Source organism: Corynebacterium sp. HMSC055D05 (genome assembly GCF_001810365.1).
Lineage (GTDB): Bacteria > Actinomycetota > Actinomycetes > Mycobacteriales > Mycobacteriaceae > Corynebacterium > Corynebacterium coyleae.
On the sequence record NZ_KV801078.1, the window covers coordinates 99,622 to 123,533 of the forward strand.

General features: G+C 61.8%; 22 protein-coding genes. 11 read left to right on the forward strand and 11 right to left on the reverse strand.

What is annotated here, in order from left to right:
• Positions 1–10: 10 nt before the first annotated feature.
• Complete coding sequence (locus HMPREF2734_RS08940) at positions 11–3,172, reverse strand: error-prone DNA polymerase (RefSeq protein ID WP_070570549.1); 3,162 nt, start codon at positions 3,170–3,172, stop codon at positions 11–13.
• Between the two features lie 33 nt (positions 3,173–3,205).
• Entirely contained in the window at positions 3,206–3,763 is a 558-nt protein-coding gene (locus HMPREF2734_RS08945) for a DinB family protein (RefSeq protein ID WP_070422802.1), read from the reverse strand.
• A 90-nt stretch (positions 3,764–3,853) separates the two neighbouring features.
• Here HMPREF2734_RS08945 and HMPREF2734_RS08950 point away from each other — a divergent pair, with 90 nt between their 5' ends.
• The 6 genes from HMPREF2734_RS08950 to HMPREF2734_RS08975 all read left to right on the forward strand — a co-directional run bounded on the left by HMPREF2734_RS08950 (position 3,854) and on the right by HMPREF2734_RS08975 (position 9,214).
• Positions 3,854–4,816, forward strand: coding sequence for a helix-turn-helix transcriptional regulator (locus HMPREF2734_RS08950; RefSeq protein WP_083284741.1), 963 nt, complete (start codon positions 3,854–3,856; stop codon positions 4,814–4,816).
• A gap of 95 nt (positions 4,817–4,911) precedes the next feature.
• Positions 4,912–5,805, forward strand: coding sequence for a MetQ/NlpA family ABC transporter substrate-binding protein (locus tag HMPREF2734_RS08955; protein WP_070422801.1), 894 nt, complete (start codon positions 4,912–4,914; stop codon positions 5,803–5,805).
• Positions 5,806–5,835: 30 nt separating this feature from the next.
• Complete coding sequence (locus HMPREF2734_RS08960; RefSeq protein ID WP_070570551.1) at positions 5,836–6,726, forward strand: MetQ/NlpA family ABC transporter substrate-binding protein; 891 nt, start codon at positions 5,836–5,838, stop codon at positions 6,724–6,726.
• Positions 6,727–7,755 carry a methionine ABC transporter ATP-binding protein gene (locus HMPREF2734_RS08965; protein WP_070570552.1) on the forward strand — a complete coding sequence of 343 codons (1,029 nt, stop codon included), beginning with the start codon at positions 6,727–6,729 and terminating at the stop codon, positions 7,753–7,755.
• Positions 7,752–8,432 (forward strand): methionine ABC transporter permease, encoded by a 681-nt coding sequence (locus HMPREF2734_RS08970; protein WP_070482425.1) that lies wholly within the window; start codon positions 7,752–7,754, stop codon positions 8,430–8,432. The genes HMPREF2734_RS08965 and HMPREF2734_RS08970 overlap by 4 nt, the downstream gene beginning before the upstream one ends.
• An 11-nt stretch (positions 8,433–8,443) precedes the next feature.
• Positions 8,444–9,214 carry an HAD family hydrolase gene (locus HMPREF2734_RS08975; protein WP_070570554.1) on the forward strand — a complete coding sequence of 257 codons (771 nt, stop codon included), beginning with the start codon at positions 8,444–8,446 and terminating at the stop codon, positions 9,212–9,214.
• A 29-nt stretch (positions 9,215–9,243) separates the two neighbouring features.
• Here the strand turns inward: HMPREF2734_RS08975 and HMPREF2734_RS08980 are convergent, their stop codons facing one another.
• Positions 9,244–10,125 (reverse strand): sucrase ferredoxin, encoded by an 882-nt coding sequence (locus tag HMPREF2734_RS08980; RefSeq protein ID WP_070570556.1) that lies wholly within the window; start codon positions 10,123–10,125, stop codon positions 9,244–9,246.
• A gap of 141 nt (positions 10,126–10,266) precedes the next feature.
• On the opposite strand from HMPREF2734_RS08980, the gene HMPREF2734_RS08985 reads away from it, so the two are divergent.
• Positions 10,267–10,854 (forward strand): AMIN-like domain-containing (lipo)protein, encoded by a 588-nt coding sequence (locus HMPREF2734_RS08985; RefSeq protein WP_070570558.1) that lies wholly within the window; start codon positions 10,267–10,269, stop codon positions 10,852–10,854.
• 20 nt (positions 10,855–10,874) lie between these two features.
• On the opposite strand, the gene HMPREF2734_RS08990 is transcribed toward HMPREF2734_RS08985, so the two are convergent.
• Complete coding sequence (locus tag HMPREF2734_RS08990) at positions 10,875–12,428, reverse strand: Y-family DNA polymerase (protein ID WP_070570560.1); 1,554 nt, start codon at positions 12,426–12,428, stop codon at positions 10,875–10,877.
• Entirely contained in the window at positions 12,425–13,162 is a 738-nt protein-coding gene (locus tag HMPREF2734_RS08995) for a hypothetical protein (RefSeq protein WP_224213052.1), read from the reverse strand. Before HMPREF2734_RS08995 ends, HMPREF2734_RS08990 begins: the two co-directional genes overlap by 4 nt.
• A gap of 205 nt (positions 13,163–13,367) precedes the next feature.
• Between HMPREF2734_RS08995 and HMPREF2734_RS09000 the strand changes: the two genes are divergently transcribed.
• From HMPREF2734_RS09000 to HMPREF2734_RS09010, 3 genes are read left to right on the forward strand one after another with little or no spacing between them, the layout of a single operon-like run.
• Positions 13,368–14,492 carry a helix-turn-helix domain-containing protein gene (locus HMPREF2734_RS09000; RefSeq protein ID WP_070570562.1) on the forward strand — a complete coding sequence of 375 codons (1,125 nt, stop codon included), beginning with the start codon at positions 13,368–13,370 and terminating at the stop codon, positions 14,490–14,492.
• Positions 14,489–14,953, forward strand: coding sequence for a DUF4411 family protein (locus HMPREF2734_RS09005; RefSeq protein ID WP_070570563.1), 465 nt, complete (start codon positions 14,489–14,491; stop codon positions 14,951–14,953). The genes HMPREF2734_RS09000 and HMPREF2734_RS09005 overlap by 4 nt, the downstream gene beginning before the upstream one ends.
• Position 14,954: 1 nt before the next feature.
• Positions 14,955–15,371 (forward strand): hypothetical protein, encoded by a 417-nt coding sequence (locus HMPREF2734_RS09010; RefSeq protein WP_070570565.1) that lies wholly within the window; start codon positions 14,955–14,957, stop codon positions 15,369–15,371.
• 102 nt (positions 15,372–15,473) lie between these two features.
• Here HMPREF2734_RS09010 and HMPREF2734_RS09015 read toward each other — a convergent pair whose 3' ends face one another.
• Positions 15,474–16,865, reverse strand: coding sequence for an RNA-binding domain-containing protein (locus tag HMPREF2734_RS09015; protein ID WP_070570567.1), 1,392 nt, complete (start codon positions 16,863–16,865; stop codon positions 15,474–15,476).
• A 179-nt stretch (positions 16,866–17,044) separates the two neighbouring features.
• Between HMPREF2734_RS09015 and HMPREF2734_RS09020 the strand changes: the two genes are divergently transcribed.
• Positions 17,045–17,557, forward strand: a complete 513-nt coding sequence (locus tag HMPREF2734_RS09020; protein ID WP_168163612.1) for a PspC domain-containing protein — start codon at positions 17,045–17,047, stop codon at positions 17,555–17,557.
• Here the strand turns inward: HMPREF2734_RS09020 and HMPREF2734_RS09025 are convergent.
• The 5 genes from HMPREF2734_RS09025 to HMPREF2734_RS09045 are packed head-to-tail and all read right to left on the reverse strand — an operon-like array spanning position 17,554 to position 23,888.
• Positions 17,554–18,771 (reverse strand): alkylhydroperoxidase domain protein, encoded by a 1,218-nt coding sequence (locus tag HMPREF2734_RS09025; RefSeq protein WP_070570570.1) that lies wholly within the window; start codon positions 18,769–18,771, stop codon positions 17,554–17,556. The genes HMPREF2734_RS09020 and HMPREF2734_RS09025 overlap by 4 nt on opposite strands.
• On the reverse strand, positions 18,764–20,368 hold the full coding sequence (locus HMPREF2734_RS09030) for a dipeptide ABC transporter ATP-binding protein (RefSeq protein ID WP_070570572.1): 1,605 nt from the start codon (positions 20,366–20,368) through the stop codon (positions 18,764–18,766). Before HMPREF2734_RS09030 ends, HMPREF2734_RS09025 begins: the two co-directional genes overlap by 8 nt.
• Complete coding sequence (locus tag HMPREF2734_RS09035; RefSeq protein WP_070570574.1) at positions 20,365–21,252, reverse strand: ABC transporter permease; 888 nt, start codon at positions 21,250–21,252, stop codon at positions 20,365–20,367. The genes HMPREF2734_RS09030 and HMPREF2734_RS09035 overlap by 4 nt, the downstream gene beginning before the upstream one ends.
• Positions 21,249–22,241, reverse strand: coding sequence for an ABC transporter permease (locus HMPREF2734_RS09040; protein WP_070570576.1), 993 nt, complete (start codon positions 22,239–22,241; stop codon positions 21,249–21,251). The genes HMPREF2734_RS09035 and HMPREF2734_RS09040 overlap by 4 nt, the downstream gene beginning before the upstream one ends.
• Complete coding sequence (locus tag HMPREF2734_RS09045) at positions 22,242–23,888, reverse strand: TIGR04028 family ABC transporter substrate-binding protein (RefSeq protein ID WP_070570578.1); 1,647 nt, start codon at positions 23,886–23,888, stop codon at positions 22,242–22,244.
• Between the last annotated feature and the right edge of the window lie 24 nt (positions 23,889–23,912).

Here is a 23,912-nt window from a genome sequence, read left to right on the forward strand (position 1 = left end):
ATCGAAGCATTCATCGGAAGTCCCTCGATCCCCGGGAGAGCAGCTCCCCTACCTCCAACGGTTCGAACCGGTCCGCCACCACGGACACTGCCCCGGAAGCATTTTGCACAATCCCGCGTACGACGAGCGCTTTCGCAGTGCGGGCAAGGACGCGTTGCTTCTTCCACAACCCGACTGAGATAACCACGTTGACCAGCCCGGTTTCATCCTCCATTCCCAAAAATGTCACACCACCTGCAGTGACCGGATGTTGGCGGTGCGTCACCACTCCGGCGATGCGCACGCGAGTGCCGTCCTCCACGCCATGCAGCAGTTGTGCAACCGGAATAACGCCTCGCTTCTCCAGCGATTCGCGCACCATCTCTACTGGCATGAGCTCCGGGGTCACCCCTGTGGCTGCGATGTCAGCCACCATGAGTTCGAACGAGTTCATGCCAGGCAGCGCCGGCGCCGAGATCGCCGATAATCCGGGCAGCATGCCGTGGCGTTCCGTGGCAGCGATACCCGCTTGCCACAATGCTTGTCGACGAGACACCTCAAAGCAGTCCAACGCCCCCGCCCGCGCGAGCGCCTCGACATGGTCGACGCTCAGGTCAGCCCGGCGCGATAGATCCGCAATATCGGTAAACGGTGCCGCTGCTTCGATCCGGTCGGCGGCATCCGCACCTAAGCCACGGACGAGCCCGAGCCCCATCCGGATCGTTGAGGAATCAATGCAGCGCGCCTCGCGCCCCGACGCGTTGACCGACACTGGCAGTACCTCTACCCCGTGCCGGCGTGCGTCCTGTACCAGCGACTGTGGTGAGTAGAATCCCATCGGTTGCGCCCGCAGCAATCCCACGCAGAACTGCGCCGGGTAGTGGCATTTAAACCAGGCGGAGAAGTACACCAAAGAGGCGAACGACTGGGAGTGCGATTCCGGGAACCCGTATGCGGCGAACGCCACGATCTTCTGCCACAGCCGCTCTGCTACCTCTTCACCGATCTGGTTAGTAGTCCAGCAGCCTTCGAAGAACCGTGCGCGCAACGCCGCCATTTTCGCCGGCGAGCGTTTCGATCCCATCGCGCGCCGAAGCGCATCCGCCTCACGTCCGGAAAAACCAGCCGCATCGACGCAGATCTGCATGAGTTGCTCTTGGAACAGCGGGATCCCCAGTGTTTTGCCAAGGGATCGCTCGAGCACCGGATGGTCGTACACGACCGGCTCTAGCCCGTCGCGACGCCGCAGGTACGGATGCACCGAACCACCCTGGATTGGACCAGGGCGGATCAAGGCCACCTGCACGACCAGGTCGAAAAACCTGCGCGGCTTCAACCTAGGCAGCGTGCCCATCTGTGCGCGCGATTCAACCTGGAACACGCCGACGGAATCGGCGCGGCAAAGCATGTCGTACACGGCGTCGTCGTCAAGCGAAAGCTCCCACAAATGCACCTTGCGGCCTGTGGTTTCCTCCACGAGATCCACCATGTGGTGCAGCGCTTCGAGCATGCCGAGCCCCAGCAGGTCGAACTTGACCAGGCCAGCGGAGGCACAGTCATCTTTATCCCATTGCACCACCGAGCGATCTGCCATGCGCGCCCATTCGACGGGGACGACGTCGGCGATGGGACGGTCACAAATCACCATGCCACCAGAATGAATGCCCAGGTGACGCGGCTGCCCCTTGAACTGCGCTGCAAGTTGCTCCACAGCCTCGGGCGGATCTGAAAGCCCCTTCGACCAACTATCCGCAGCGCCCTGTGCGTATCCGAGCGCACGCGCGGCATCACGGACCGCCCCTTTCGTGCGGTACGTAATCACGTTAGCTACCTGCGCCGCATTGTCGCGCCCATATGTGTCGTAGACGTACTGAATGACCTCCTCTCGCCGGCCTGACTCAATGTCTAGGTCAATATCTGGTGGTCCGTCACGGTCGGGAGATAGGAAACGCTCGAACAGGAGGCCTGCCTCGATCGGCTCGACATTCGTGATCCCGAGGGCGAAACACACCGCCGAGTTCGCCGCCGAACCACGTCCTTGGCACAAAATGTTCTGCTTCGCGCAGAAATCCACGAGGTCGTAAATGATCAGGAAGTAGCCGGGAAAGTTCAGCTCCTCAATCACGCTCAGTTCGTAGCGGATCTGCTTCATCGCCTGGTTGCGCACATCCGCACTCCGCGTCGCGTACCGGAATTGCGCGCTCGCCAACGTCAGATCCCGCAGATGATCCATCTCGCCTCGCCCGCTTGGCGTTGGGTAGCGCGGCAGTTCAGGCGCGACAAGATTCAGCGTGAACGCGCACTGCTTTGCCAACTCAACGCTGTAATCCAGCATGTGTTTGCATCCCGGCAGCATGCGTTCGAGCTGCTCGCCAGAGCGCAGCCAGTTCGCCCCCATCGGATGCAAGTCCCCGTATGCTTGTGCAAGTGCTTCTCTGCGAGCCAACGCACGCTTCGCCGCAGCCAACCTCGCCTGCTCACGCGTGGCTGCCGCCGGCATCGCGGTGACGATGGCGGGGAGGTGATCAAAACGATCGAGCATTGCGTGCCGGTCAGCGTCTTCAGGAGTCATCGAAACTTCATATTCTCGCACCACATTGTCCTGGCCAAAGGTTTCGACCAGGTGGTCGATTTCCCCTACCCACTGCCAGCCGGCGAGCACGACGCAGGTGCCGCCCAGCTGGTCGCCGATGAGCTCCAGCGGCGGATAGGCCACCTTGTCCTTTTCCCGGGTGGCCATGTGCGCGTCCGCCATCAGGTGGGAGAGTCGCTTGTACCCCTCCGGCCCGCGGGCGATCACGGGCAGGACGGTGTCACCCAACGTCAGCTCCGCCCCGAAGACGGTGTCCAGCCCGGCCGCGGCGGCCGCCTCCGCGAACTTCACCGCACCGTAGAATCCGTCCCGGTCCAGCAGCCCCACCGCGCTCAGTCCCAGCTCAACGGCCCGGGCCACCAAGTCCTCCGGTTCGCTCGCCCCGCCGAGGAAGCTATACGAGCTGACGGTGTGCAGCTCGGCGAACGGTGTCGTCGATAGGCATTGTTTTTGCGGCGGGGGCGCTGGCTCCGCCTTGCCGTAAGCGGCGCCTGCGGGCGTGCCGGTGTGACCGACCGGCACCGGCTCCGGGCCGGGGCGGCCGGAGAGGATGCGTTCGAGCCGCGACCACGACAGTGGCGCTCCCCCGTTGAACCTCATAGCGGGAACGCTACCACCGTTCGAAACTGTGTGCTAGTTACTCCAAGGGGTGATGTATTCGTTCGGTTCCCACCCCTCGATCGCCGCAAGCAACTCTGCAGCCTGCGCACCGTCAATCTGCTCCCGAATGATGTCCGCATGCCCGGCATGGCGGGCGAACTCCTCCACCGCATGCACATAGATGTAGCGCAACTTAGCTACCTGCGGCTCATCCATGCCGTACCACGGGAACGGCCCCACCGGCAGTTCCGCCTCAAGGTCACCGCCGCGACACATCTCCATATAGTCAGCTCGCACGCTATCGAAGCGTTCCAAGATGCGATCCAGCGTCTCTTCGGCAGTCGGCGTAAAGCTGGCTGCAAAGTCGGCCTGTGAGTGTTCATACCCGGCAACACCGGCACCGGAAAGCGACCTCACCATGACAAACGTGACGTGTTTGAGCAGTCCGCTAATGCTCAGCGCACTGCGGAGTGGAGTGCGCCTCGCAGCATCGTCGTCAAGCCCAAACGCGCTAGCCCGCAGCGCATCTAACTGCACGTCAAGATAGTTACAAAGCGTGTCTAGCTCATTGTCTTTGCGCGGAAAATACATCGATATTCCTTCCTGTTGATCACTTTCCAACCGGAACCCTAAGCCCCGTTGAGGACAGCTTTTGTCCGCAGTATGGAGAAGAATGACTGCATGGCAAATACGACGCAGCGCGTGCTCCAGCTTTTGGGACTATTGCAAGCGCGAACCACGTGGCAAGCAAGCGCCCTCGCCTCTGAGCTCGGCGTCACAGAGCGCACAGTGCGCCGCGATATCGCGCGGTTGCGCGATATGGGCTACCCGGTCAATTCCAGCAGCGGGATCGAGGGAGGCTACCAATTGGGCACTGGTCGCCATTTACCGCCCCTACTCCTCGACGACACCGAGGCCGTCGCGCTCGTCGCGAGTCTGCGCATGATGGCCCTGAACGGCACCGACAACGCTGGAACCGCCGCACTTCGTGCCTTGGCCAAAATTGATCACATCTTGCCGCCCCACCTGCGAGCCCTAGCATCAGCGGTTGATAACGCAACTACGGCGCTCCCCCATGAGCGCCCGACCGTCGAACTACAACTACTCACCCAACTCGCCACTTCACAGCGGGACCACACGCTCGTACGTTTCACCTACAGCAAGCCCAACGGCACATCATCCACGAGGGAAGTTGAACCAGCCCGGCTCATGACCCAAGGCGAGCTCTGGTACCTCCAAGCATTTGACAAAAGCAGAGACGACTGGCGCACTTTTCGCCTCGACCGAATAAGCAACGCACAGACAACATGCTGGGGTTTCACCCCGAAGATTCCACCACCCCCGGACTTCAGCAGCGATATCGCAAAACGCTATCCCTGCGTCATCCGTGTGGAGCTGGAAAGCTCACCCGATCTGGTGGCCGAACGGATCCCCCCTCCCTATCGCACCGACCTAGAGGTAACCAAAAATGGATGTACTTTCGTCACCGGCGCACCAGATTGGGACGATCTTGCATGGCACCTTCTTTGGGTATGCCGCGACCTGGACTGCACGATGAAGTTGGACGCGAACGCAGAGTCAGACCACCTTCGAACGGCGTTGCACAACATCGGACAAGCTGCACTTTTATTGGCCCAGGCATAGAAGCGCAAACTGCTTTGTTCTAAAAAATAGACTAAGCGGTACATAGGGTGCTAGATTCTCACCCGTCAAACTTTCCCAATAAACAAGGAGACATCATGCGTATCAAGCGCACCCTCGCAACCGTTGCTGCTGCAGCGCTCGCCACCACCGGCCTGGTCGCTTGCTCCAACGAGTCCAACGACGCCACCGAGACCACCGCCGCAAACGGCGAGAACGTCACCGTCAAGATCGGTACCACCGAGGCCGACCAGGAGGCCTGGACTGTATTCAAGCAGCTCGCAGCTGACAACGGCATCGAGCTCGACATCGTGCAGTTCTCCGACTACTCCCCGGTCAACGAGGCTCTCGCACAGGGAGAGCTGGACGTGAACAAGTTCCAGCACATTAAGTACCTCGCCGAGTACAACGCTGCTTCCGGCAACGACCTCAAGGTTGTCGGCTCCACCGAGATCGTCCCGCTCGCACTGTTCTGGAAGGACCACGACTCGCTCGACGGCATTGAGGGCCAGTCCGTCGCTATCCCGAACGACCCGTCCAACCAGGGCCGCGCCATCAACGTGCTGGTTCAGGCCGGTCTGCTTACCCTCAACGACAACGTCGCTGACCCGCTGACCCCGACCCCGGCCGAGATCAACAAGGACGAGTCCAAGGTCACCGTCACCCCGGTCGACGCATCCCAGACGCCGAATGCCTACAACGAGGGCAAGCCGGCCATCATCAACAACACCTGGCTGGACCGCGCAGGCATCGAGCCGAGCCTGGCCGTGTTCGAGGACGATCCGGAGTCCAAGGAAGCAGAGCCGTACATCAACGTGTTCGCTGCTCGTTCCGAGGACATTTCCGATGAAACGCTGAACAAGCTGGTCGAGCTGTGGCAGACCCCGGAGGTTGCTGAAGCTACCGCCAAGGACTCCAAGGGCACCTCGGTTCCGGTTTACCGCGACCAGAAGGAGCTCAACGACATCCTTGACCGTCTGCAGAACAAGTAAGCACAAGAAGCAATAAGGAGCGCGTAGATCATGCGTACCAAGCGTTTTCTCGCAGCGGCGGCAGCCTCTGTCATCGCCGCAACCTCTTTGGTGGCGTGCTCGTCGGAAACGGAGTCGTCGACAAGCAGTGCTGATGGCGACGCTGTGACCGTCAAGATCGGCACCACCGACGCCGACCAGAAGGCCTGGAGTGTCTTCGCGGACGAAGCCCAGAAGGCCGGCATCGAGCTCGATATCGTGCGTTTCTCCGAGTATCCGCAGGTCAACCCAGCACAGACCGAGGGTCAGATCGAGATTTCGAAGTTCCAGACCATCAACTACCAGGCCCAGTACAACGCCACCGCTGGCAAGGACCTGCGCATCATCGGTTCTGGCGAGATCAACGTGCTTGGCCTGTACTGGAAGGACCACGACTCGCTCGACGGCATCGAGGGCACCGAGATCGCAGTGCCGAACGACCCGTCCAACCAGGGTCGCGCGATCAACGTGCTGGTTCAGGCTGGCCTGCTGAAGCTGCGTGAAGGCGCGCCGAAGCTCACCCCGACCCCGGCTGACATCGATAAGGATGCCTCCAAGGTCAAGGTTGTCGCTGTGGATGCGTCCCAGACGCCGAACGCCTACAACGAAGGCCGCCCGGCTGTGATCAACAACAACTGGCTGGCACGCGCAGGTATCGACCCGGCTTCCTCGGTCGCGGCCGACGATCCGAACTCCGAGCTTGCGGAGCCGTACATCAACGTATTCACTGTCTCAGGCGATGACCTGGACAACGAGACGTACGCCAAGTTGGTCGACATCTGGCAGTCGCCGGAGGTCACCGCAGCGCTTGACGAGGATTCCAACGGCACCGCCGTGCAGGTCCAGCGCAGCAAGGAGGAACTCAACGAGATCCTCGACCGACTTGTGGAGGAGTACAAGTAAATGACAACAACCGGCACCCGGATTGAGTTCCGGAACGTATCCAAGGTTTTCAAAACCAAAGAGCGCGAGGTCAAGGCCGTCGATGACGTCACCTTGACCGTCGAGCCAGGCGAAATCCTCGGAGTGATCGGCTACTCGGGTGCCGGCAAGTCAACGCTTGTCCGCCTCATCAATGGCCTTGATATGCCAACCTCGGGCGAGTTGCTTCTCGACGACACAAACGTCGTCGGCATGCCCGAACGTAAACTTCGCGAGATCCGCCGCAACGTCGGCATGATCTTCCAGCAGTTCAACCTCTTTTCCTCCCGTACCGCAGCGGGCAACATCGAATACCCGCTGAAACTGGCCGGTGTAGGCAAGGAAGAACGCAAGCGCCGCGTTGCTGAACTGCTCGACTTCGTCGGTCTGTCTGACCGTGGCGAAAACTACCCGGAGCAGCTCTCCGGTGGCCAGAAGCAGCGCGTCGGCATCGCGCGAGCACTTGCGACCAACCCATCGCTGTTGCTTGCCGACGAGGCCACGTCCGCCCTCGACCCCGAAACCACCCACGAGGTGCTCGGAGTGCTGCGTCGCGTCAACGAAGAACTCGGTATCACCATCGTGGTGATCACCCACGAAATGGATGTCATCCGAGCCATCGCCGACAAGGTTGCCGTAATGGAGAACGGCCGTGTTGTGGAGTACGGCGGGGTTTACGACGTCTTCGCCAACCCGCAGACCCCCGTCGCCCAGCGTTTCGCAGCGACGAGCCTGCGCAACACCCCCGATGATGTTGAGCGCGCCGAACTGCTGACCAAACCAGGTCGTCTGTTCACCGTGGATCTTTCCGAGGACTCCGGGTTCTTCGGCGCCGCCGAGACCGCCCGCACGCGCGGTGTTGTCATCGAGCCAGTCCACGCTGGCATCACCACCCTGCAGGAACGTTCCTTTGGCAAGATGACCGTCCGCCTCAACGGCGACGACGCCGCCATCAACGAATTCCTGGCCACACTGCAGCGCAGCACCGAGATTGAGGAGATCACCCGATGACCGAATACCTGCTCGCTGAACCAAACTGGGACAACCTCGGCCCCACCTTCCTCGACGCCATCGGCGACACCCTGTGGATGGTCGCCATCACCATGATTGTTGGTGGCTTCTTCGGCCTGGTGTTGGGCATGCTGCTCTACACCACCCGACCAGGTGGCATCCTGCGCAACAACGTGGTCTACACCCTGATCAACGTTGCGGTGAACTTCTTCAGGCCAATCCCGTTCATCATCATGATCGCGATGCTGTACCCACTGACCCTGGAGGTCGTGGGCACCACCATCGGCCGTGCCGCGGCAACGTTCGTGATGTGTTTCTCCGCCACGTTCACCGTGGCGCGCATTGTGGAGCAAAATCTCGTCGCCATCGACCCCGGTGTTATCGAGGCCGCCCGCTCCATGGGTGCCGGCCCCTGGAAGATCATCACCTCGGTGATCCTGCCGGAGGCACTCGGCCCGTTGATCCTGGGCTACACCTTCATCTTCATCGCAGTCATCGATATGTCTGCGATGGCCGGCTACATCGGTGGTGGCGGTGTGGGTGACTTCGCCATCGTGTACGGCTACCGCGCCTTCGAGCCACAAGTCACCTGGGCTGCAGTCCTGGTCATCGTGGTGATCGTGCAGCTCGCTCAGTTCCTGGGCAACTGGCTGTCCAAGAAGGTCATGCGCCGGTAGATTGAAGTGCCATGAAGGTAGCGGCGTTCGACTTCGATGGCACTCTCCACCACCCTCCCCACGGTTTCGACCAGGAGGATATCGCCGCAATAGATGCCTGGCGCAAAGCCGGGCATCTTGCCATTTCTGCCACCGGACGCTCCCGTACAGCGCTCGCCCACGGCATGGCCGGCAGCACGCTAGCGTTCGACTACCAGGTGCTGTCCAACGGTGCGTCCGCCACCGACGGTGCCAACCGTGACCTGATCTTCAGCCACGAACTCGACGGTGCCGTCCTGCGTGCCGCCGTGGAACAGTTCGGGGAGCGCGAGGGACTGGCTATTTTCGGCACCACCATCGGACGTGTCGACGGCGTGTTTGCCAACAACACCGGCCGTACCCACGACTTCACGGCTCACTTCACGCCGATGAGGATTCGCGACATCCCGGACCACCATTTCGCTGTCATTCCGTTCTGGATTCCTGACAACGACGCGCTGCGCGCCGAAGTCATCGCCTGGGCCACCAAACTCGGCGACGTAGAAGTTGCCCAAAACCAGGACTACATCGATCTCATGGCACCGGGCCGGTCGAAAGGCTCCGGCATCCTCGAGCTGTTCGAGGTACTCGGCATCAACCGCGACGACGTGGAGCTCTACACGTTCGGCGATTCCTGGAACGACCTGACCATGCATACCCTCGCCGATCACTCGCACAGTTTCCACCACTCCCCCGCCGACGTGAAAGCAGCCACCGACCGGGTCATCGGGTCAGTGGCTGAGGTGCTCGACGAGTACATCTAGGGCATGGTTTCGCCCCCGCCCGGCACCACCTAACGTGGCTGCACAGTGAGCGCGACCCAGGCGGAGCCTTCCTTGGGGGCCTTGCCGCAGGAATCGACAATCCCGCTGACCGGACGCTTTTCCAGTTCGACGACGTATTCCCTACCGGCGGTGGTGACGTTGACGGTGGCAGTGGTGTCGTCGATACGCACAGGCTCAACGTCGAACTCCCCGTAACGAGGCTCAGCGACCTCGCTGGCAACAGCAATCTCGGCCACCTGCTCCACCGGACTGAGCGTGCCGCGCCCGCGATTGCCGGGTACGAAGTATTCGCCCCGCTTCGCGGCTGTGAGCATCGCGTCGGTGGCTTCCACGTTCATGCGGCCGAAACTATACGCCCACGGCATGAGCAGCATGGTTGCGGCAAAACGGTGTCCCTTGATGTGGGAGACCTCCCACGCAACGTCGTTGCCCGGGCCGAATGGGTAGCGCTCGTGCAGCGCGTTGACCAGCGGGCGCCCCTTTACGGCGCAGCAGACATCGCGCTTGGCATGGGTGCAGATCAGCAGCAGCGGACGTTCCCGTCGCTTCCCACCGTTTTTGCCAGGCCCTGACAGATCGAGATCCAGGATTGCTTCTGGTCCGTCGACATGGAGGACCTCGGTGATGCCTTCGTCGGCAAAGACGAGGTAGAGGTGGTGGTCCTTAATGTGTCGGCCTTCGCGCGTTGGGTGGCGGATGAGCAGCAAGGACGCGTCGTATTCGTCGAGGTGTTTGGAGATTTTGGGGGTGATTTCTTCGCCAAGTGCGGCGTTGGAAATCACGTCGCGCGGCCACGGGTCGGGCCACTCAAAGATGACGTAGGTAGCGCCGGGCTTGGCGGTGCCGGGCAGCGGTTCAACCTCAACATCTGAGCAGGGCAATTGTCGCATGTCACCACCATAGCCAAGCTTGGCCTAACTTATTAGATGACCCATTTGAACAACATTCACTTCTGTAACAGTTAGATAACCTTTTGGGTATTTCGCTCTGAGGCTTTTGTTCTGATTCCTCCTGCTGGTTACGGTGGCTTAATGCAAAAAAATTCCGGTTCCTTCCGCGCTGCGGTCGTGGGCGCTTGCGTAGCGACGATCGCTGCCTGCACCGCCTGCACCACACCCAGCCTTGGGGCCGGTGAAACGGTGGCCAGCAGCTTGTCCGCCAGCTCTCCCCGTGTGAAACCGTTGGGCAACGCTGACCCGTCTCCGAAGACGCAGCGCCCGTCGGCACCGTCGCAGCTTGTGGTCACCGCGGTCCGTGTTGGCGCACATGAGGGATTCGACCGCGTCGTGGTGGACCTTGAGGGCGACGGGGATCCGGGCTGGTTTGTGGACTACACCTCCACCCCGATGCAGGAGACCACGGGCCAGCCGTTGAAGGTCGCGGGTAACGCGTTTTTGAACATCAACGTCGACGGCACCGTCTACCCGTTTGAGATGGGTAAGGATTCCGATGTTGAGGTGAAGATGGCTGGCGATACTGGCAACGTCATCGACGTGATCAGCGCTGGCACTTATGAGGGTCGTAGCCAGGTCGTGGTGGGTCTGCGCTCTGCTTTGCCGTATTCGGTGCAGGTGTTGGAGGACCCGAAGCGCGTGGTCGTCGACATCGTCCAGAACTAATCGCACCGCTCACCCCACCGTTAGTACACCGCCTCGACACGCCAGCTGCGCCTGCTCCACACAAGGAGCCACCCTGTCACCGCGCCGTCTGGCCCGCCTTCGCGCCCGACCACCTGCATGCGCGCAAGCCGTCCTGTGGCCCCTTCGGTTTGGGCCCACCATCCTTCATCCACGGGCCACGGCCCGGCCCAACCGGTAACCAGAAACCGGCGATCGCCCCAGGCCAGGGCGTACGGCGTGGTTGAGAGCAGTACTTCGGCGGTGACGATGACGGGGGTTGCGGTGTCGTCGATAAGCGCGATGCGCGAGGCGGGGTGCTCGATGCCGCCACCGAGGCGCGCAGGCAGCGGTGCTGGGATTGCTCCGGGCCAGGACAGCTTGTCGACGACCGGCCCCGCCTCCCCGTACGGCACCATCTGCACCCGTTCTGCCACGCCACGGCCGCCGACGAGCCGGGGTTGGAGCACCGCGTCGATGCCGAGTTGGGATTGCACGCGTTCCACGACGCGGCGGGCGGTGTCGGTGGAGGCGCCGTCGGCCCACAGTTCGCCGACGGGTTCTGGGGCGGCGAGTTCGAGCGGTTCCAGGATGAGACTTGTAATTTCACCGGCACCGCCGCCGGTCAGCCAGCCGTCGAGTTGCCAGCGCACCCGGTCGGCGGTCGCGGCCTCGGTGAGTGCTTCGCGGGTGCGCCAGACGCGTTCGACACGGGTGCCGTCGCCAAGTTCGGCCGTCACTTTCAGCCGCAGGCAGTTCCGCCCCGTTTCTTTCAGCCGTTCGTGCAGGCTAGCGGCCAGTGCACGGGCGGCGAACGCGGCAGCATCAACTCGGTCGATCGGGTCCTCCGGAGTGATCGCCACCGCGAGGTCCTCCACGGGAATTTCGGGCGCGACGCGGCGGTCCGGCGTGGCTGCGGCGATCCGGTAGATGAGCATCCCGGACTGGCCGAAGCGCGTGGTGACAGCCGCCGGGGGCAGCGCCGCCAACTGCCCGAGCGTGGAAATCCCCAACTGCCCCAACGCCCGCACCGTGTCCATGTCCGCGCCGAGCGCTTCTTCGGCGACGAGCACACCGAGTGGCTGGTCTGCCAGGAACGTCGCCGATTGCCCCTGCGCCACCACGTCAGATGAGCGCGAGGCGATCACTGCGGTGGCGATCTCGTCGGCGGCACCGGCAAGGGCGTCGATGCCGCGGCGCGAGGCGGCGTCGATAAGCATCTCAAGCGCACGGTCCTCACTGCCGTGGAACTTGCCCGCAGCCTCAAGGTCCGCAACGACAAGGCCTGGGCGCAGCACTTCCACGCTCGCCGCGACGTCGTCGAGCCCCGCTGCAAGTGCTGCGAACATCCGGCCGTCGCGGTCGGTGTTGTCCTCCACCACCGTCAGCTCCGGCGCTGCCGCCTGTGCGTTTCGCACCCGCATCCCACGCCGGATGCCCACTTGGCGGGCTGCCTGCGAGCACGCCTTCACCCTGTGGTGCGCCGCAATCGCAATGGGTTCTGCCAACTCGTCGCCGGACTCCAACTTCGCGGCCTGCACGGGCCAGTCCGGGAACCACAACGCCGCTACTCTCATGTGACCAGCCGCAGCTTTCGTCTATCGACGCCCCGCTCACCACCAGCACCCAACGTCACCCGTGCACTCGCCGGACGGTATCCCTTACCTTCTGCGCGGACATCGAAATCGATCCCGGTAATGCGCCCCGTGCCTCTGCCGATGCCGTGGAATTGCGCGAGCGTGCCCGTCAGTGTGAGCGCCGGCGACGGCACCGCAACGTTGACGCACACAAGCGCCGCTTGCCCTTTCCGGATCCTGGCCAGCAGTGGCCGGGCGCGCACCGGAGACAATTCCAGCGCACTGCGAGTGCGCAGCACCACCAGGTCAAGCCCTTCGGCGAGCACGCCCGCCACCGAGAGGTCGTCGATACCCGGCTCCGGCACCGCGACGACCCGCTCAAGCGCATCTGCACCGATGGCGGCGTACGACAGCTCCGGCCACCCCACCACGCCTGCGCGCCCACCGGCTTCCACCACCTGGCCGAGCAGTTCCACGACAAGCGCAGGAGTGTCACTGACGTGCGTGACCGCTCTTCGCGCCAAGCCACCATTCGGCAACACAGTCGAAAGACCACCGCCGATCGTGAGCCCCTCAGTATCAGCAGCAACCTCCTGAGGGACCTCCCCGCCGAGCGCAGCCATACGCGCACGCAGCTCTGCGATCTGCTCAGCACGCGTCGGCTGAGCAGGCGCTTCGCCCACTTCATGCAGGTGCGCCGCCGCAGATAACGCTCGAATAGGTGTTCCACTCACGCCAGATAGTATGCACCCCGGGGTCGACGCAGGCAACGCCCCTGGTCGAACAGGCTTGCTAAATTATTTTCAACTTCTTTTCGCTGTTCAAGGAATGAAAGTCTTTCACGCGAATCAGCTTTTGTATACGCATTGAACCAGATTGAGTACGCTCAGCAGCATCATTTCCTATCCGAACATTCGCACAGCTGAAGGAGGCAGACTGATGGAGCGGGTTCCAATTCAACCGCAAACGCTCGCATGGGCACGTCAGGTATCTGGTCTCACAGTAAGCGAGCTAGCAAATGCAATCGGAGTGAAGGCAAAGCAGATTGACGCCTTTGAAACCGGCACCGCGAAGCCAACGTTCAAACAACTGGTCAATGTAGCGAAAAAGCTCGACCGCACACCCGCATTTTTCTTCACCGAACCGCCAGCCCAAGCAGATGTCCCCCCTACGGTTGATTTCCGGCAGTCCCCCGAAGCCGATGGGCTCGACGCAGCCACCACTAAAGCGCTGCGAAGGGCGGAACGCTACCGCGAGATCATGCTGGAGTACAGCCAACCTTCTCACGCCGGAATCACATTCCCTACCGCTTTTCACTGGGGCACAGAGCAGCAGGCAGCAGCAGCGATGCGTTCTCTGTTGGAGCTCGAGCCTTCTTTTGTTCCTACCGGACCAACAAAGGACGCTGGCTTCAAAATGTGGCGCGACCTTTTGGAAAACCATGGGATCATGGTGTTCCAAACTTCGGATGTGGAACGTGGAGTCTTCCGCGGCCTCTCTGTCTATCACGACGTGTTGCCGATTGTTCTACTCAACGGAAAAGACAGCTCTGCAGGAAAGACGTTTACCCTTTTCCATGAATTGGGCCACCTCATCAACCGCAGCAGCGGGTTGTGCTTGCTCGAGGAGACCGACACTGAAGAAGCGTTAGTTAACTCTTTCGCTGCACACTTTCTTATGCCAGGGGCAGCAGTTTCGGAGAAACTATCTGGCCTAGATAGCGATGACCTCGTCGGCGTAATTGCCACCCACTTCAAGGTAAGCCGGGTTGCTGCGGCTATTCGGCTCAAAAACCTCGGTGTGGTCAACGAATCGGCCGTGAAACGTGAAATGTCGTTAAGCAATTCCGCATGGAAACAAGAACGCGACCAGATGAAAAAGAAGGAAGCCGGGCCAGCATATTGGCGGATGCGTTACCGGGATCTCGGCGCAACGTACGTGGGCACGGTGGCTCGTGCGTTAGAAGAAGAGAAAATTAGCATTCTCGATGCATCGTATTTCCTCGATTCGCGTGTACCAACCGTCGACAAGCTGATTGATGCCTATCGAAGTGAGGCAGGATGACTTCCTACACCTTCGATGCCAACATCTTGATCAACATGGAGCGTTGGTATCCCCGCGAACATTTCGCGAGTGTTTGGAGCAATGTCGAAGAGTTGATCACAGATGGTCGCGCCTGCATTTGCGGGATGGTCGAAGAAGAGATCAAGCGAGGTACCGACGACCTTCACAAATGGACAAGATCCATTGATGAATTCGTCCATCCACACACGGAGCAGGACTATGAGATAGCAGCCAAAATCTCAACCGCCCACCCAGACTGGGTAGTTGAGAAACAAAACGCCGCTGATCCCTTCGTCATCGCGTATGCAGCAATCGAGGGGTCGATCCTCGTGACTCAGGAAACAAGAAAGGGACCCGGAGTTCAAGGCCGGAATTTGAAGATTCCCAATGTCGCCGACGAGCATGGTGTCACATGCATCAATTTTTTCGGCCTACTCAAGGCTGAGAACTGGAGGTTCTGACATGATCCCGATCAGCGCCAACGAGGTCCGTAGCCGCGTCACTCCGATCCCCACACCCGCCATCGTGCGCGCGCTGGGTTCGCTGGCTGTGGGCGGTTCCGTGGGCGTGATGGTGTCCGAAGCGCCGCTGGGCATCAAGGCGATCACAGCACTGGTCTGCGTCGTTGTTGCTATCGCGGTGACGTGGTTGCACCCCTACCGGAAGCAGATTGTGGCGTTTGCGGAGGAGAAAAATGTCAGCAGGGTGCCGTCGATAAGCATGGTTGTGCCGCTCATGGTGTGGTGGCTGGTACTCATGATGGGCCCGCTGGTGCACTGGTCCGCGGTGGCGGGGCTGCTGGTTGGCATCCTTGCGGCAGTGGCGGCGTGGTTGCTGTACCCGCACGTGGACGGCACGCGGCGCCTCGCGTACGCATAGAACTACTAGAAAGAATCTACTCGAAAGGCTTTCTAGTAGACGAGTTTTCGCAGCTCAACCTAGAAACATTCCCTTTCGAGTAGCTTTCTAGTAGCTTTCGAGCTACCGCAAAGGCCCTTCCAAAAGCCATACCGCCCGAGGGTCCCGCGGACCTTTACCGCGCCATTGAATAAGGCCCTCCTCCCGCAGCGCTTTCAACGCGCGGCGGGCAGGCGGGTTCGAAATCCCCAAGGCATCTGCAACCTCCCCCGTAGACATTGGCCCGCCTTTCGCTTGCATGACTGACAGGGCGCTGCCGGCGTGAGGCGGGAGGGAGTCCGCGGTCTTCGGATCAAGCCGTTGAACCGCCTTCAACGTGAGCAGAACACTTCCGCTCGTCTGCTGGTAAATCGGGTCAGCAAAACCCACTCGCCGCATACCTGCGAACATACGGCGGATACCCTCGCCGAGTTCTTGACCAATCCGAAGCTCTGCCGTCACCCGCGCAATGAGAGGATTGCGCGCAAATCGAGCAATAGATTCTGGTCGTGTGGGGTCCACCAAACCGGGAAAGCGCCCCGGACTCGAAACTTCGAGGCGAGATGGATAGATCTCGAACCGCACATGGTCACCAGCCATGCTGTACGACCGGTGAATGACAGCATTTACTAATCCCTCAAGCCAAACGTCGTTCGGGATGAGATTTTCATCCTCGAACAACCCCGAAGCGCCCAGGCGCCGGACTTGCGGCAGCATCCCCTCAATCGCCCGCTGAGCAGCCCCAATTTGTTGTGGCAACGGCCCCTCAAACCGGTCGTCGGCCAAAAGCTGTTGCTGATGCCCCGCGAGCCGCTCATCCTCACCGAACCGCAGAACACGGACATGCGCATTAGGGAAGAACTCTTGCGGGTCTTTACCGAAGAGCAAGAGTGCTGCTGTTCGGGGCCTACCTTCACGGTCGATGAGATTTCTTGCTTTAAGAGCGTCTTCAGCGGAAGAAGAACCAATAACGTTGGCATATTCACCAACGACCTCCATATCGAGATCACCCATACCGACACGGGGCAGCACCGTCGCGTCGAACTGTTGCTCACCCTTGGTGTAACGCAGTTCGAGAATGCCGTCTGCATTCAGCAACCGAGATTCGTCGCCGACACGCAGGAAGCAGTCCCCCGACCGCAAATAATGCACATGCTCACTCGGGTCTACATGAAACAGGTAAACCTGCGCACCGTCGCCGACATCGAACGGCTCGATTCGAACACGCACGGTTGGATCCGTGTGGTCGAGCGATGTTTGTCTCAGATCATTGCCCTGCTTAGGCGTCGGTGCCCCATCAAACTCCCGGTCAGTAATTCCGACAGCAATAATGCCGCCCTCCGCATTTGCCATGCCGACGATGGTCTTGGCGAGATCCTTCGGCTTGATACGGAAAGACTTTCGCTCGAACCATTGATCTTCCGGCAGACGCAGAAGGAGGCTCGGGTCATCTCGGTAGTTTCTCTCTGGATGCACAGAAGGAATTCTACTCGAAAGGCTTTCTAGTAGACGAGTTTTCGCAGCTCAACCTAGAAACATTCCCTTTCGAGTAGCTTTCTAGTAGCTTTCGAGCTACCGCAAAGGCCCTCGCGCAGGCCCCGCCATTCTCGAAACCCCTGCTGCGAAGTCCGCCGTAGATACGGATAATGGCACGCATGGCTCAAACCTCATCGACATCGCTCAAGCACATGTGGGAAACCCGCCCGCGGCGCATCACGAAAGACCAAGGTGGTCGGGCCGTATTCGGCGGTGTGTGCACCGGTTTCGGTGCCCGCTACGGCTACGACCCGGTGGCGGTGCGTATCGCGTTTGTGCTCACCGGGTTTATTTTCGGCGGTGGCATCTTCGCATACCTGCTGTGCTGGCTGCTCATGCCGCGTCTTGGGGAGAACATGAGCCCGGGCCGGGCGATCTTTACCCGCAAGGATCAGCGCAGCCCCATCGAGCAGAAGGAGTGCCGCACCGGCTGGCTGCTTCTGCTCGGGCTGATCATTTTCATCCCGGCGGCGGCTGACGCAGGCGATAACCGTGTGACCTTTGGCGTGTTCGTCATGTTGCTGTTCATGTGGGTTTTCGCCTACGCCGAAAACCCGACGCCACCCGAGCAATGGCGTGACGACGACCTCGTGTGGCGCGACCAGAAACGCCGCCGCGGGTTCAGACGCTAGCGGTAGCGCTTCGGCACATCCGGCGCGCCGAGCGTGAGCATGAGACGGTTGGCCCAATTGAAGAAGGCCGACGAGTTGATCACGTCGATGATTGCCAGATCATCCAACCCGACCTCGCGCAGCGCCTCGACGTGCTCGGCACCGAAAGCAAACGGGGTGCGGGTCAGCGCAACCGCAGCCTGGCGGATCGCGTCCCATTCGTTAGAGCCAAGGTCCGCCTCCACGCCCTCGTCCAGCAGGCGGTCGATCGCCTCCGCGTCGCCGCCTTCCTCCTTCGAACGTGCCTGGTGCACGGACGCGCAGTACTCGCAGCCGTTCAAACGGGAGGCGACGGTGGCGGCAAGTTCGCGCTCGGCACGGCCCAGGCCACCTTCGGTGTTGTAGAAGATGTCCAGGTCGGTCAGGGTGCGGGCTTTCAGCGCCTGCGGGTCGCGGGCGAGCAGACGGAAGTACTCCATGCCGATGCGCTCCCGCTTGATCAGGGCGTCGCGCTGCTCGTCGGTGAATTCGGACTCTTCAAGTGGCGCCACCCACGGCTTCCACCCCAGGGAGTGGTTGACAAACTTTTCGGGTGCGACGACCTCCGGTTGCAGGGTCGCCGCTGCGGGAGTCCAGCCGGGATCGGCGACGCCGGCGGCGCGCTCAACAGCAGCATCGCCAGCACCCGAACCACCCGAGGCAGCAGTACCGCCAGCCAGCACCTGCACACCGTGCACGACGCGCAGCTGGAACGCCACAAAGGAGATGAGTTGGCCGAGCGAGACGATCGCGTCCTCGGTGTAGCCAGCGGTCTGCAGGTGCCCGATCGCCGCCGGCGAAGCATCCTTCGGATGGAAGGTCAGCAGGTGGGCGAAGTCGAAGGCCGCCGCGAGCTGCCCCTCGCCGAAGGTGACAAAGTCCCCGCCTGCATACGGGCCGGCGGACACACCTGCGCGCACCGCGTCTTCGACCACGGCAACGAGCGCCTCGTCTTCGTCGGCAAGCAAATCTGCGTAGAACTCCGCGGCACGCTGTGCGCCGGAAATGCCGGCGACGAAGGCGGCGACGGCGTAGCGGGTGGACACCGGCAGGGCCTCGATCAGCGCCGGGTTGGCGGGCTCAAACAGGGCTGCGAAGCTGCGCTGGGCGTTTTCTACGGCTTCGGGTCGGCGGCGGCGCAGTTCGGCAAGGTCGGCCGGGGTTTCTGCGAGCAGGTCGATAATGTCGTTAGACAACAAATTCTCCTAACTGTCGGGCACGGAAGACGGTGCCGGGGATGGCGTCGATAAGTTCACGAGTGACATCGTCGTGCGGGTGCGAGAACACTTCGTCGGTGGGGCCATATTCCACTTGTTGGCCGCGGCTGAACACACTCACGGTATCCGAGATCTGGCGCACCACTGCCAGGTCGTGGGAGATGAACACGTAGGTCAGCCCTAATTCGCGCTGGAGGTTTTCCAGCAGTTCCAGGATCTGCGCCTGCACGGTCACATCGAGCGCGGAAACGGCCTCGTCAAGCACCACCAGTTCCGGCTCGACGATGAGCGCGCGTGCGATGGCGACGCGTTGGCGCTGCCCGCCGGACAATTGCGCCGGGGTGCGCGAGGCGAACCGCTCCGGATCAAGCGCCACACGCTCCAGGTATTCGTTGGCGCGCGCAAGGCTTTCGCGTTTCGACGCCCCCGCGAGGTTGCGCAGCGGCTCCGCCACAATCTCGCCGACCCGCATCTTCGGATCCAGCGAGGAAAACGGGTTTTGGTACACCATCTGGATGCGGTTGCGGAACTGCCGCTTCTGCTTCGGGCTCAGCGTGGTCAGCTCCTCACCGTCGAGGGTGATGCTGCCCTCAGCAGGCTGGTTAAACATGGCGATCGTGCGGCCTGTGGTGGTTTTGCCGGAGCCGGACCCGCCTACCAGCGCGTGCGTGGAGCCGCGCGCGACCTCGAAGGAGATATCGGATACGGCGGTGAAATCGCCGTAGCGCACGGCAAGGTTGTTCACGCGCAGGAGGGTGTCGGTGGTGACAGGGGGTCGTCGATACGCATTTGCCACGGACAGCGACGGCACGTTTGCCAGCAGGCGTTTGGAGTAGTCCTGCGTGGGGTTGGTCAGCACCGTGCTCACAGGACCGTGCTCAACGACGCGGCCGCGCTCCATGATCACCACGTCATCGGCGCGATCGCCCGCCACGGCAAGGTCGTGGGTGATGAAAATGACACCCAAGCCCAACTCGGTACGCATCTCATCGAGCAGGTCAAGGATGGTTTTTTGCACGGTCACGTCGAGTGCGGACGTGGGCTCGTCCGCAATGAGCACCTCGGGCTCGAGCGCTACCGCAGCAGCGATGAGCACGCGCTGCTTCATGCCGCCGGACAACTCGTGCGGGTACTGGTTGTAGCGCTTTTCAGGATCATCGATGCCGACGCGCTCAAGCAGGGCGATTGCTTGACGACGACGCGACGCCGCGTCCCCCACCCTATGAATCTCCAACCCATCCTCCACGGATGCGCCGATGGTTTTCAGCGGGTTGAGCGAGTTGTTCGGATCCTGCGGAACCAAACCAATCTTTGCGCCGCGCAGCTGACGCCACTCGGCAGCGCTCAGGCTGGCAAGGTCTTGGCCCTTGAACCGGATGGAACCCGCGCGCACGTTGCCGGTGGGACCCAACAAGTCGAGCGCCGCCATGGCGGAAGTGGTCTTGCCGGAGCCGGACTCGCCGACGATCGCAGTCATCTTGCCGGCATCGACAGCAAACGCGATGTTTTCCACGGTCGGCTCGGCATCGCCGTACGCAACGGTAAGGCCGTCAACTTCAAGCAAAGGGGTACTCACTTCGCATCACCTTCTGTCTGAATGACCTGGGAGATGTGGTTGGTGGACATCACGGTGGCCACAATGGCCAGACCCGGCAGCAGGATCAGCCACCAGGCGGTGGACATGAAGTCGCGGCCTTCCGCGATCAGCAGGCCCCACTCCGGCACTGGTGGCGGTGCGCCGTAGCCCAGGAAGCCAAGGATGGACAACTGCAGGATTGCGGTGCCAAACTGCAGCGCAGCCAGCGCCAACACTGGGGTCAGCGAGTTGGGCAGCACGTGGCGGAACAACACCTGGGTCTGGGTTGCGCCAGAGCCGTAGGCAGCCTCGACGAAGTCTGCACCGGCAATCTGGATCACCTGCGAACGAGCCAGACGAGCGAACGTGGCCACCGATGTCATACCGACAGCAAACGCCGCCTGCAGCGAACCGAAACCGGTGACGATGATGATGGACAGCGACAGCAAAATGCCCGGGATGGCCAGCAGCACGTCCACGAACCGCATAAGCACGGTCTCTACCCAGCCACGCTGCGTACCTGCAACAAGGCCAATCAAGGTGCCCAGGACCAGGCCGACCACCACGGCGATCAGTGCGCCGAGCAGCGACTGGCGTGCGCCGTAAACCACGCGGGAGTACACGTCGCGGCCCACGGCGTCGGTACCGAAGATGTGCTCGCCATTCGGCGCGAGCAGCGCCACATCCACGCCCTTGTATGGGTCGTAGGTGGCAAACACACCCGGCAGCAGCGCCCACAGGGCAGCGATGACCAGGACGATCAGCGACAGGATCGTCGCCGGCGAGCGCCACCGGCGGTTCTTGCGCGACTTCGCCCGCACGCCAGCGCGCGTATTCGCCCGCGCAACAGGATTCGTTGCTGCTTGTGTTGTTTGTGTTGTCATCGGGCGCCCTCCTTCACGGCAGCCTGAGCGGTGCTCTTCTTAGCCTTGTTGCTCTGTGGCCCCGCATCCCGCAGTCGCACATCAAGCACCGGGTAGAGCAAGTCGACGATGAGGTTGATCAGCACGTACGCGGTCGCGGCGATAAGCACCACGCCCAGCAGGACCGGCATGTCGCGGCTGGACACCGCGTTGACGGTCAGGGAGCCCAAGCCTGCGCGGCCGAAGACGGTTTCGGTCACCACTGCTCCGCCGACAAGTTCGCCGAACAGCAGGCCGGCCATGGTGATGGCGGGCAGCAACGAGTTGCGCAGCACGTCGCGCCAGAAGATGCGGGCCTCGCTGGCACCGCGGGCGCGGATGACTTGGACGAATGGTTGGGCGCGGACGTCGTCGATAGACCGGATGAGCACCTGCATCAGTGGCGCCGCCATGGGCACGGCCAGGGTCAGCGACGGCAGGATGAGCCCCTCGAGCGGGGTCGGGTCGACCACGTTGACCCAGCCGAGTTGGAAGGAGAAGAACTGCAGCAGCAGGATCGCAATCCAGAAGCCTGGCAGCGACACCATGAACGACGGCAGCGCGCGGAAGAAATTACGCACCGCACCGCCGCCCGGCAGCGTGGCCACATAGGCGGTCAGCAGCGCGACGATGATGGCAAGGCCGATCGAGGTCGCCGCAAGCGCAAACGTGTGTGGTGCGGCGTCGACGATGAGGTCGAACACCGGCGTGCCCGAGGCAACCGAGAACCCCAGGTTGCCGGTAAACAGCCCGGCAAGGGTGGCCAGGTACTGCTCGACGAGCGGTTTATCCACGCCCATCTGCTCGCGGATCTCCTCGATCTCTGCCTGGGACAGCCCAAGCGCGGGGTCCGCATAGCGCGCGGCCACGCCGTCCGATGGCAGGGCGGAAAGCAGGAAGAACGCAAGCGTGTAGGCAAGCAGCAGCACGAGCAGCGCCTGCCCGATCCGTTTCAGCACAGTGGTACTCATTTAGTTGTCCTCCCCATCACGGTCGAAGTACACCGAGTAGAAACTCGGGCGGGCCACCGATTCGGTAATAAAGCCCTTCACGTGTGGCGCAAGTGCGTACACCTGCGGCTCCTCAAACAACGGCAGCATGTAGGCCTGTTCGGTGAGGTAGTCCTGCACCGCCTTCGACGCGGCCGCACGGCCCGCATCGTCCGGCGTGGAAACCACCTTTTGCAACAACTCCTCGAGCTTGGCATCCACTGGGGTGCCATCTCCTGCGTTGTTCAGCAGCGAGTCGCGGCGGTTCACCGACAAGTGCGACTCAATCACGTCATAATCCGCACGCCCCACCATCGTGTGCATCAACTGCACGCGGTTGATGTCCTTCTGCGCTGCGTTTTGCGTGGCACGATCCCCGGCCACCATGTTCAGCTCAATACCCAGGTCACGCAGGTCCGACTGCACCATCGTGACAATCTCCTTCGAACGCGGCTGCGGCAGCGCGTGGTTGACCGACAGGCTCAACCGCTGCCCGTCCTTGACGCGGATGCCGTCAGAGCCTGGGGCCCAGCCGGCGTCGTCGAGAAGCGCACGCGCACGATCCGGATCAAACGTGTACGCGCCGGGCTGCTCCGCGTAGCCAAGTGCCGTCGAGGTCATCGACGACGTGGCCAGCGGGTAGGAATCCGACAGCAGAATGCGGATGATCTCTTCACGGTTGATGCCGTGGATAATCGCCTGCCGTACGCGGATGTCCTGCAGCAACGGGTGGTTAAACCGCATGGCCAATTGGTTGTTCATGCCGTTGGTGGCAGAGGCAACCACCTGCACGCCCTGGTCTTCCAGGTGGCGCTCCACCGGCGGGGAGATCGTGCGTGCGATATCCGCCTGGCCGGACAGCAGTGCGCCGGAGCGGACGGCTTCTTCGGCGGCGAGGGTGTAGTGGATGCCGTCAATGCGCGCCCGGCCCTGGTGCTCGAGCGACGGTGGCGCCCAGTTGTAATCCTCGCGCGTTTTCAGCACGAGGTCAGTGCCCAGCGTTTCACTATCGACGACAAAGGGGCCCGAACCGATCACATTCGCCGCCCCGCCTGGGCCGAAGTCCTCGTTGCGCAGCTGCAGGGAGGAATCCGCCAGCAGGCCCGCGTTGTACGAGGACGTAGCCTGCGCGAAGCCCGGAGAAGGTGCGGTGAAGTGGAAGCGAACCGTGTCCTCGTCGACGACTTCGCCGTAGTCGTAGTTGGAGATCTGCTCCGAGACGTTGAGCAGGCGATCCTTGTCGCCCTGGCCGTAGAGGTCGAAGTTGTCCACGATGTTCTGCGCGGTCATCGGCGTGCCGTCGGAGTAGGTCACGTCGGTGCGGATATCGAAGGTGAACACGGTGGCGTCCTCGTTGATCTCCGGCAGGTCGGTGGCAATCCACGGCTGGAGTTCGAGCGTTTCAGGGTCTTGGTAGAGCAACCTGTCTGTTAGCTGATTGATCACACCGCCGTTGGGGTAAAACCCGGCAGCCGGCGGGTAGAGGCTGTTAAACCAGTTGGATTCCAGGTAGGTGAGCACATTGTCACCCTCTGCGTGAGATTCAGCGCCACCCCCTGCGGTGCAGCCGCTCAGCAGGGCAACTGCACCTACAAGTACAACTGGGGCCGCGACCGTTTTCTTCGGCACGTTATCGTCCTCTTTTCCCTTGTG

Bases quoted from the DNA above. Each gene is read 5' to 3' on its own strand.
- HMPREF2734_RS08985 (WP_070570558.1), top strand. From the start codon at position 10,267: ATGCAAAAAAATTCCGGTTCCTTCCGCGCTGCGGTCGTGGGCGCTTGC.
- HMPREF2734_RS08970 (WP_070482425.1), top strand. From the start codon at position 7,752: ATGACCGAATACCTGCTCGCTGAACCAAACTGGGACAACCTCGGCCCC.
- HMPREF2734_RS09020 (WP_168163612.1), top strand. From the start codon at position 17,045: ATGGCTCAAACCTCATCGACATCGCTCAAGCACATGTGGGAAACCCGC.
- HMPREF2734_RS09035 (WP_070570574.1), bottom strand. From the start codon at position 21,252: ATGACAACACAAACAACACAAGCAGCAACGAATCCTGTTGCGCGGGCG.
- HMPREF2734_RS08940 (WP_070570549.1), bottom strand. From the start codon at position 3,172: ATGAGGTTCAACGGGGGAGCGCCACTGTCGTGGTCGCGGCTCGAACGC.
- HMPREF2734_RS08955 (WP_070422801.1), top strand. From the start codon at position 4,912: ATGCGTATCAAGCGCACCCTCGCAACCGTTGCTGCTGCAGCGCTCGCC.
- HMPREF2734_RS09000 (WP_070570562.1), top strand. From the start codon at position 13,368: ATGGAGCGGGTTCCAATTCAACCGCAAACGCTCGCATGGGCACGTCAG.
- HMPREF2734_RS08960 (WP_070570551.1), top strand. From the start codon at position 5,836: ATGCGTACCAAGCGTTTTCTCGCAGCGGCGGCAGCCTCTGTCATCGCC.
- HMPREF2734_RS09040 (WP_070570576.1), bottom strand. From the start codon at position 22,241: ATGAGTACCACTGTGCTGAAACGGATCGGGCAGGCGCTGCTCGTGCTG.
- HMPREF2734_RS09010 (WP_070570565.1), top strand. From the start codon at position 14,955: ATGATCCCGATCAGCGCCAACGAGGTCCGTAGCCGCGTCACTCCGATC.
- HMPREF2734_RS08945 (WP_070422802.1), bottom strand. From the start codon at position 3,763: ATGTATTTTCCGCGCAAAGACAATGAGCTAGACACGCTTTGTAACTAT.
- HMPREF2734_RS09005 (WP_070570563.1), top strand. From the start codon at position 14,489: ATGACTTCCTACACCTTCGATGCCAACATCTTGATCAACATGGAGCGT.
- HMPREF2734_RS08975 (WP_070570554.1), top strand. From the start codon at position 8,444: ATGAAGGTAGCGGCGTTCGACTTCGATGGCACTCTCCACCACCCTCCC.
- HMPREF2734_RS08965 (WP_070570552.1), top strand. From the start codon at position 6,727: ATGACAACAACCGGCACCCGGATTGAGTTCCGGAACGTATCCAAGGTT.
- HMPREF2734_RS08980 (WP_070570556.1), bottom strand. From the start codon at position 10,125: ATGCGACAATTGCCCTGCTCAGATGTTGAGGTTGAACCGCTGCCCGGC.
- HMPREF2734_RS08950 (WP_083284741.1), top strand. From the start codon at position 3,854: ATGGCAAATACGACGCAGCGCGTGCTCCAGCTTTTGGGACTATTGCAA.
- HMPREF2734_RS08990 (WP_070570560.1), bottom strand. From the start codon at position 12,428: ATGAGAGTAGCGGCGTTGTGGTTCCCGGACTGGCCCGTGCAGGCCGCG.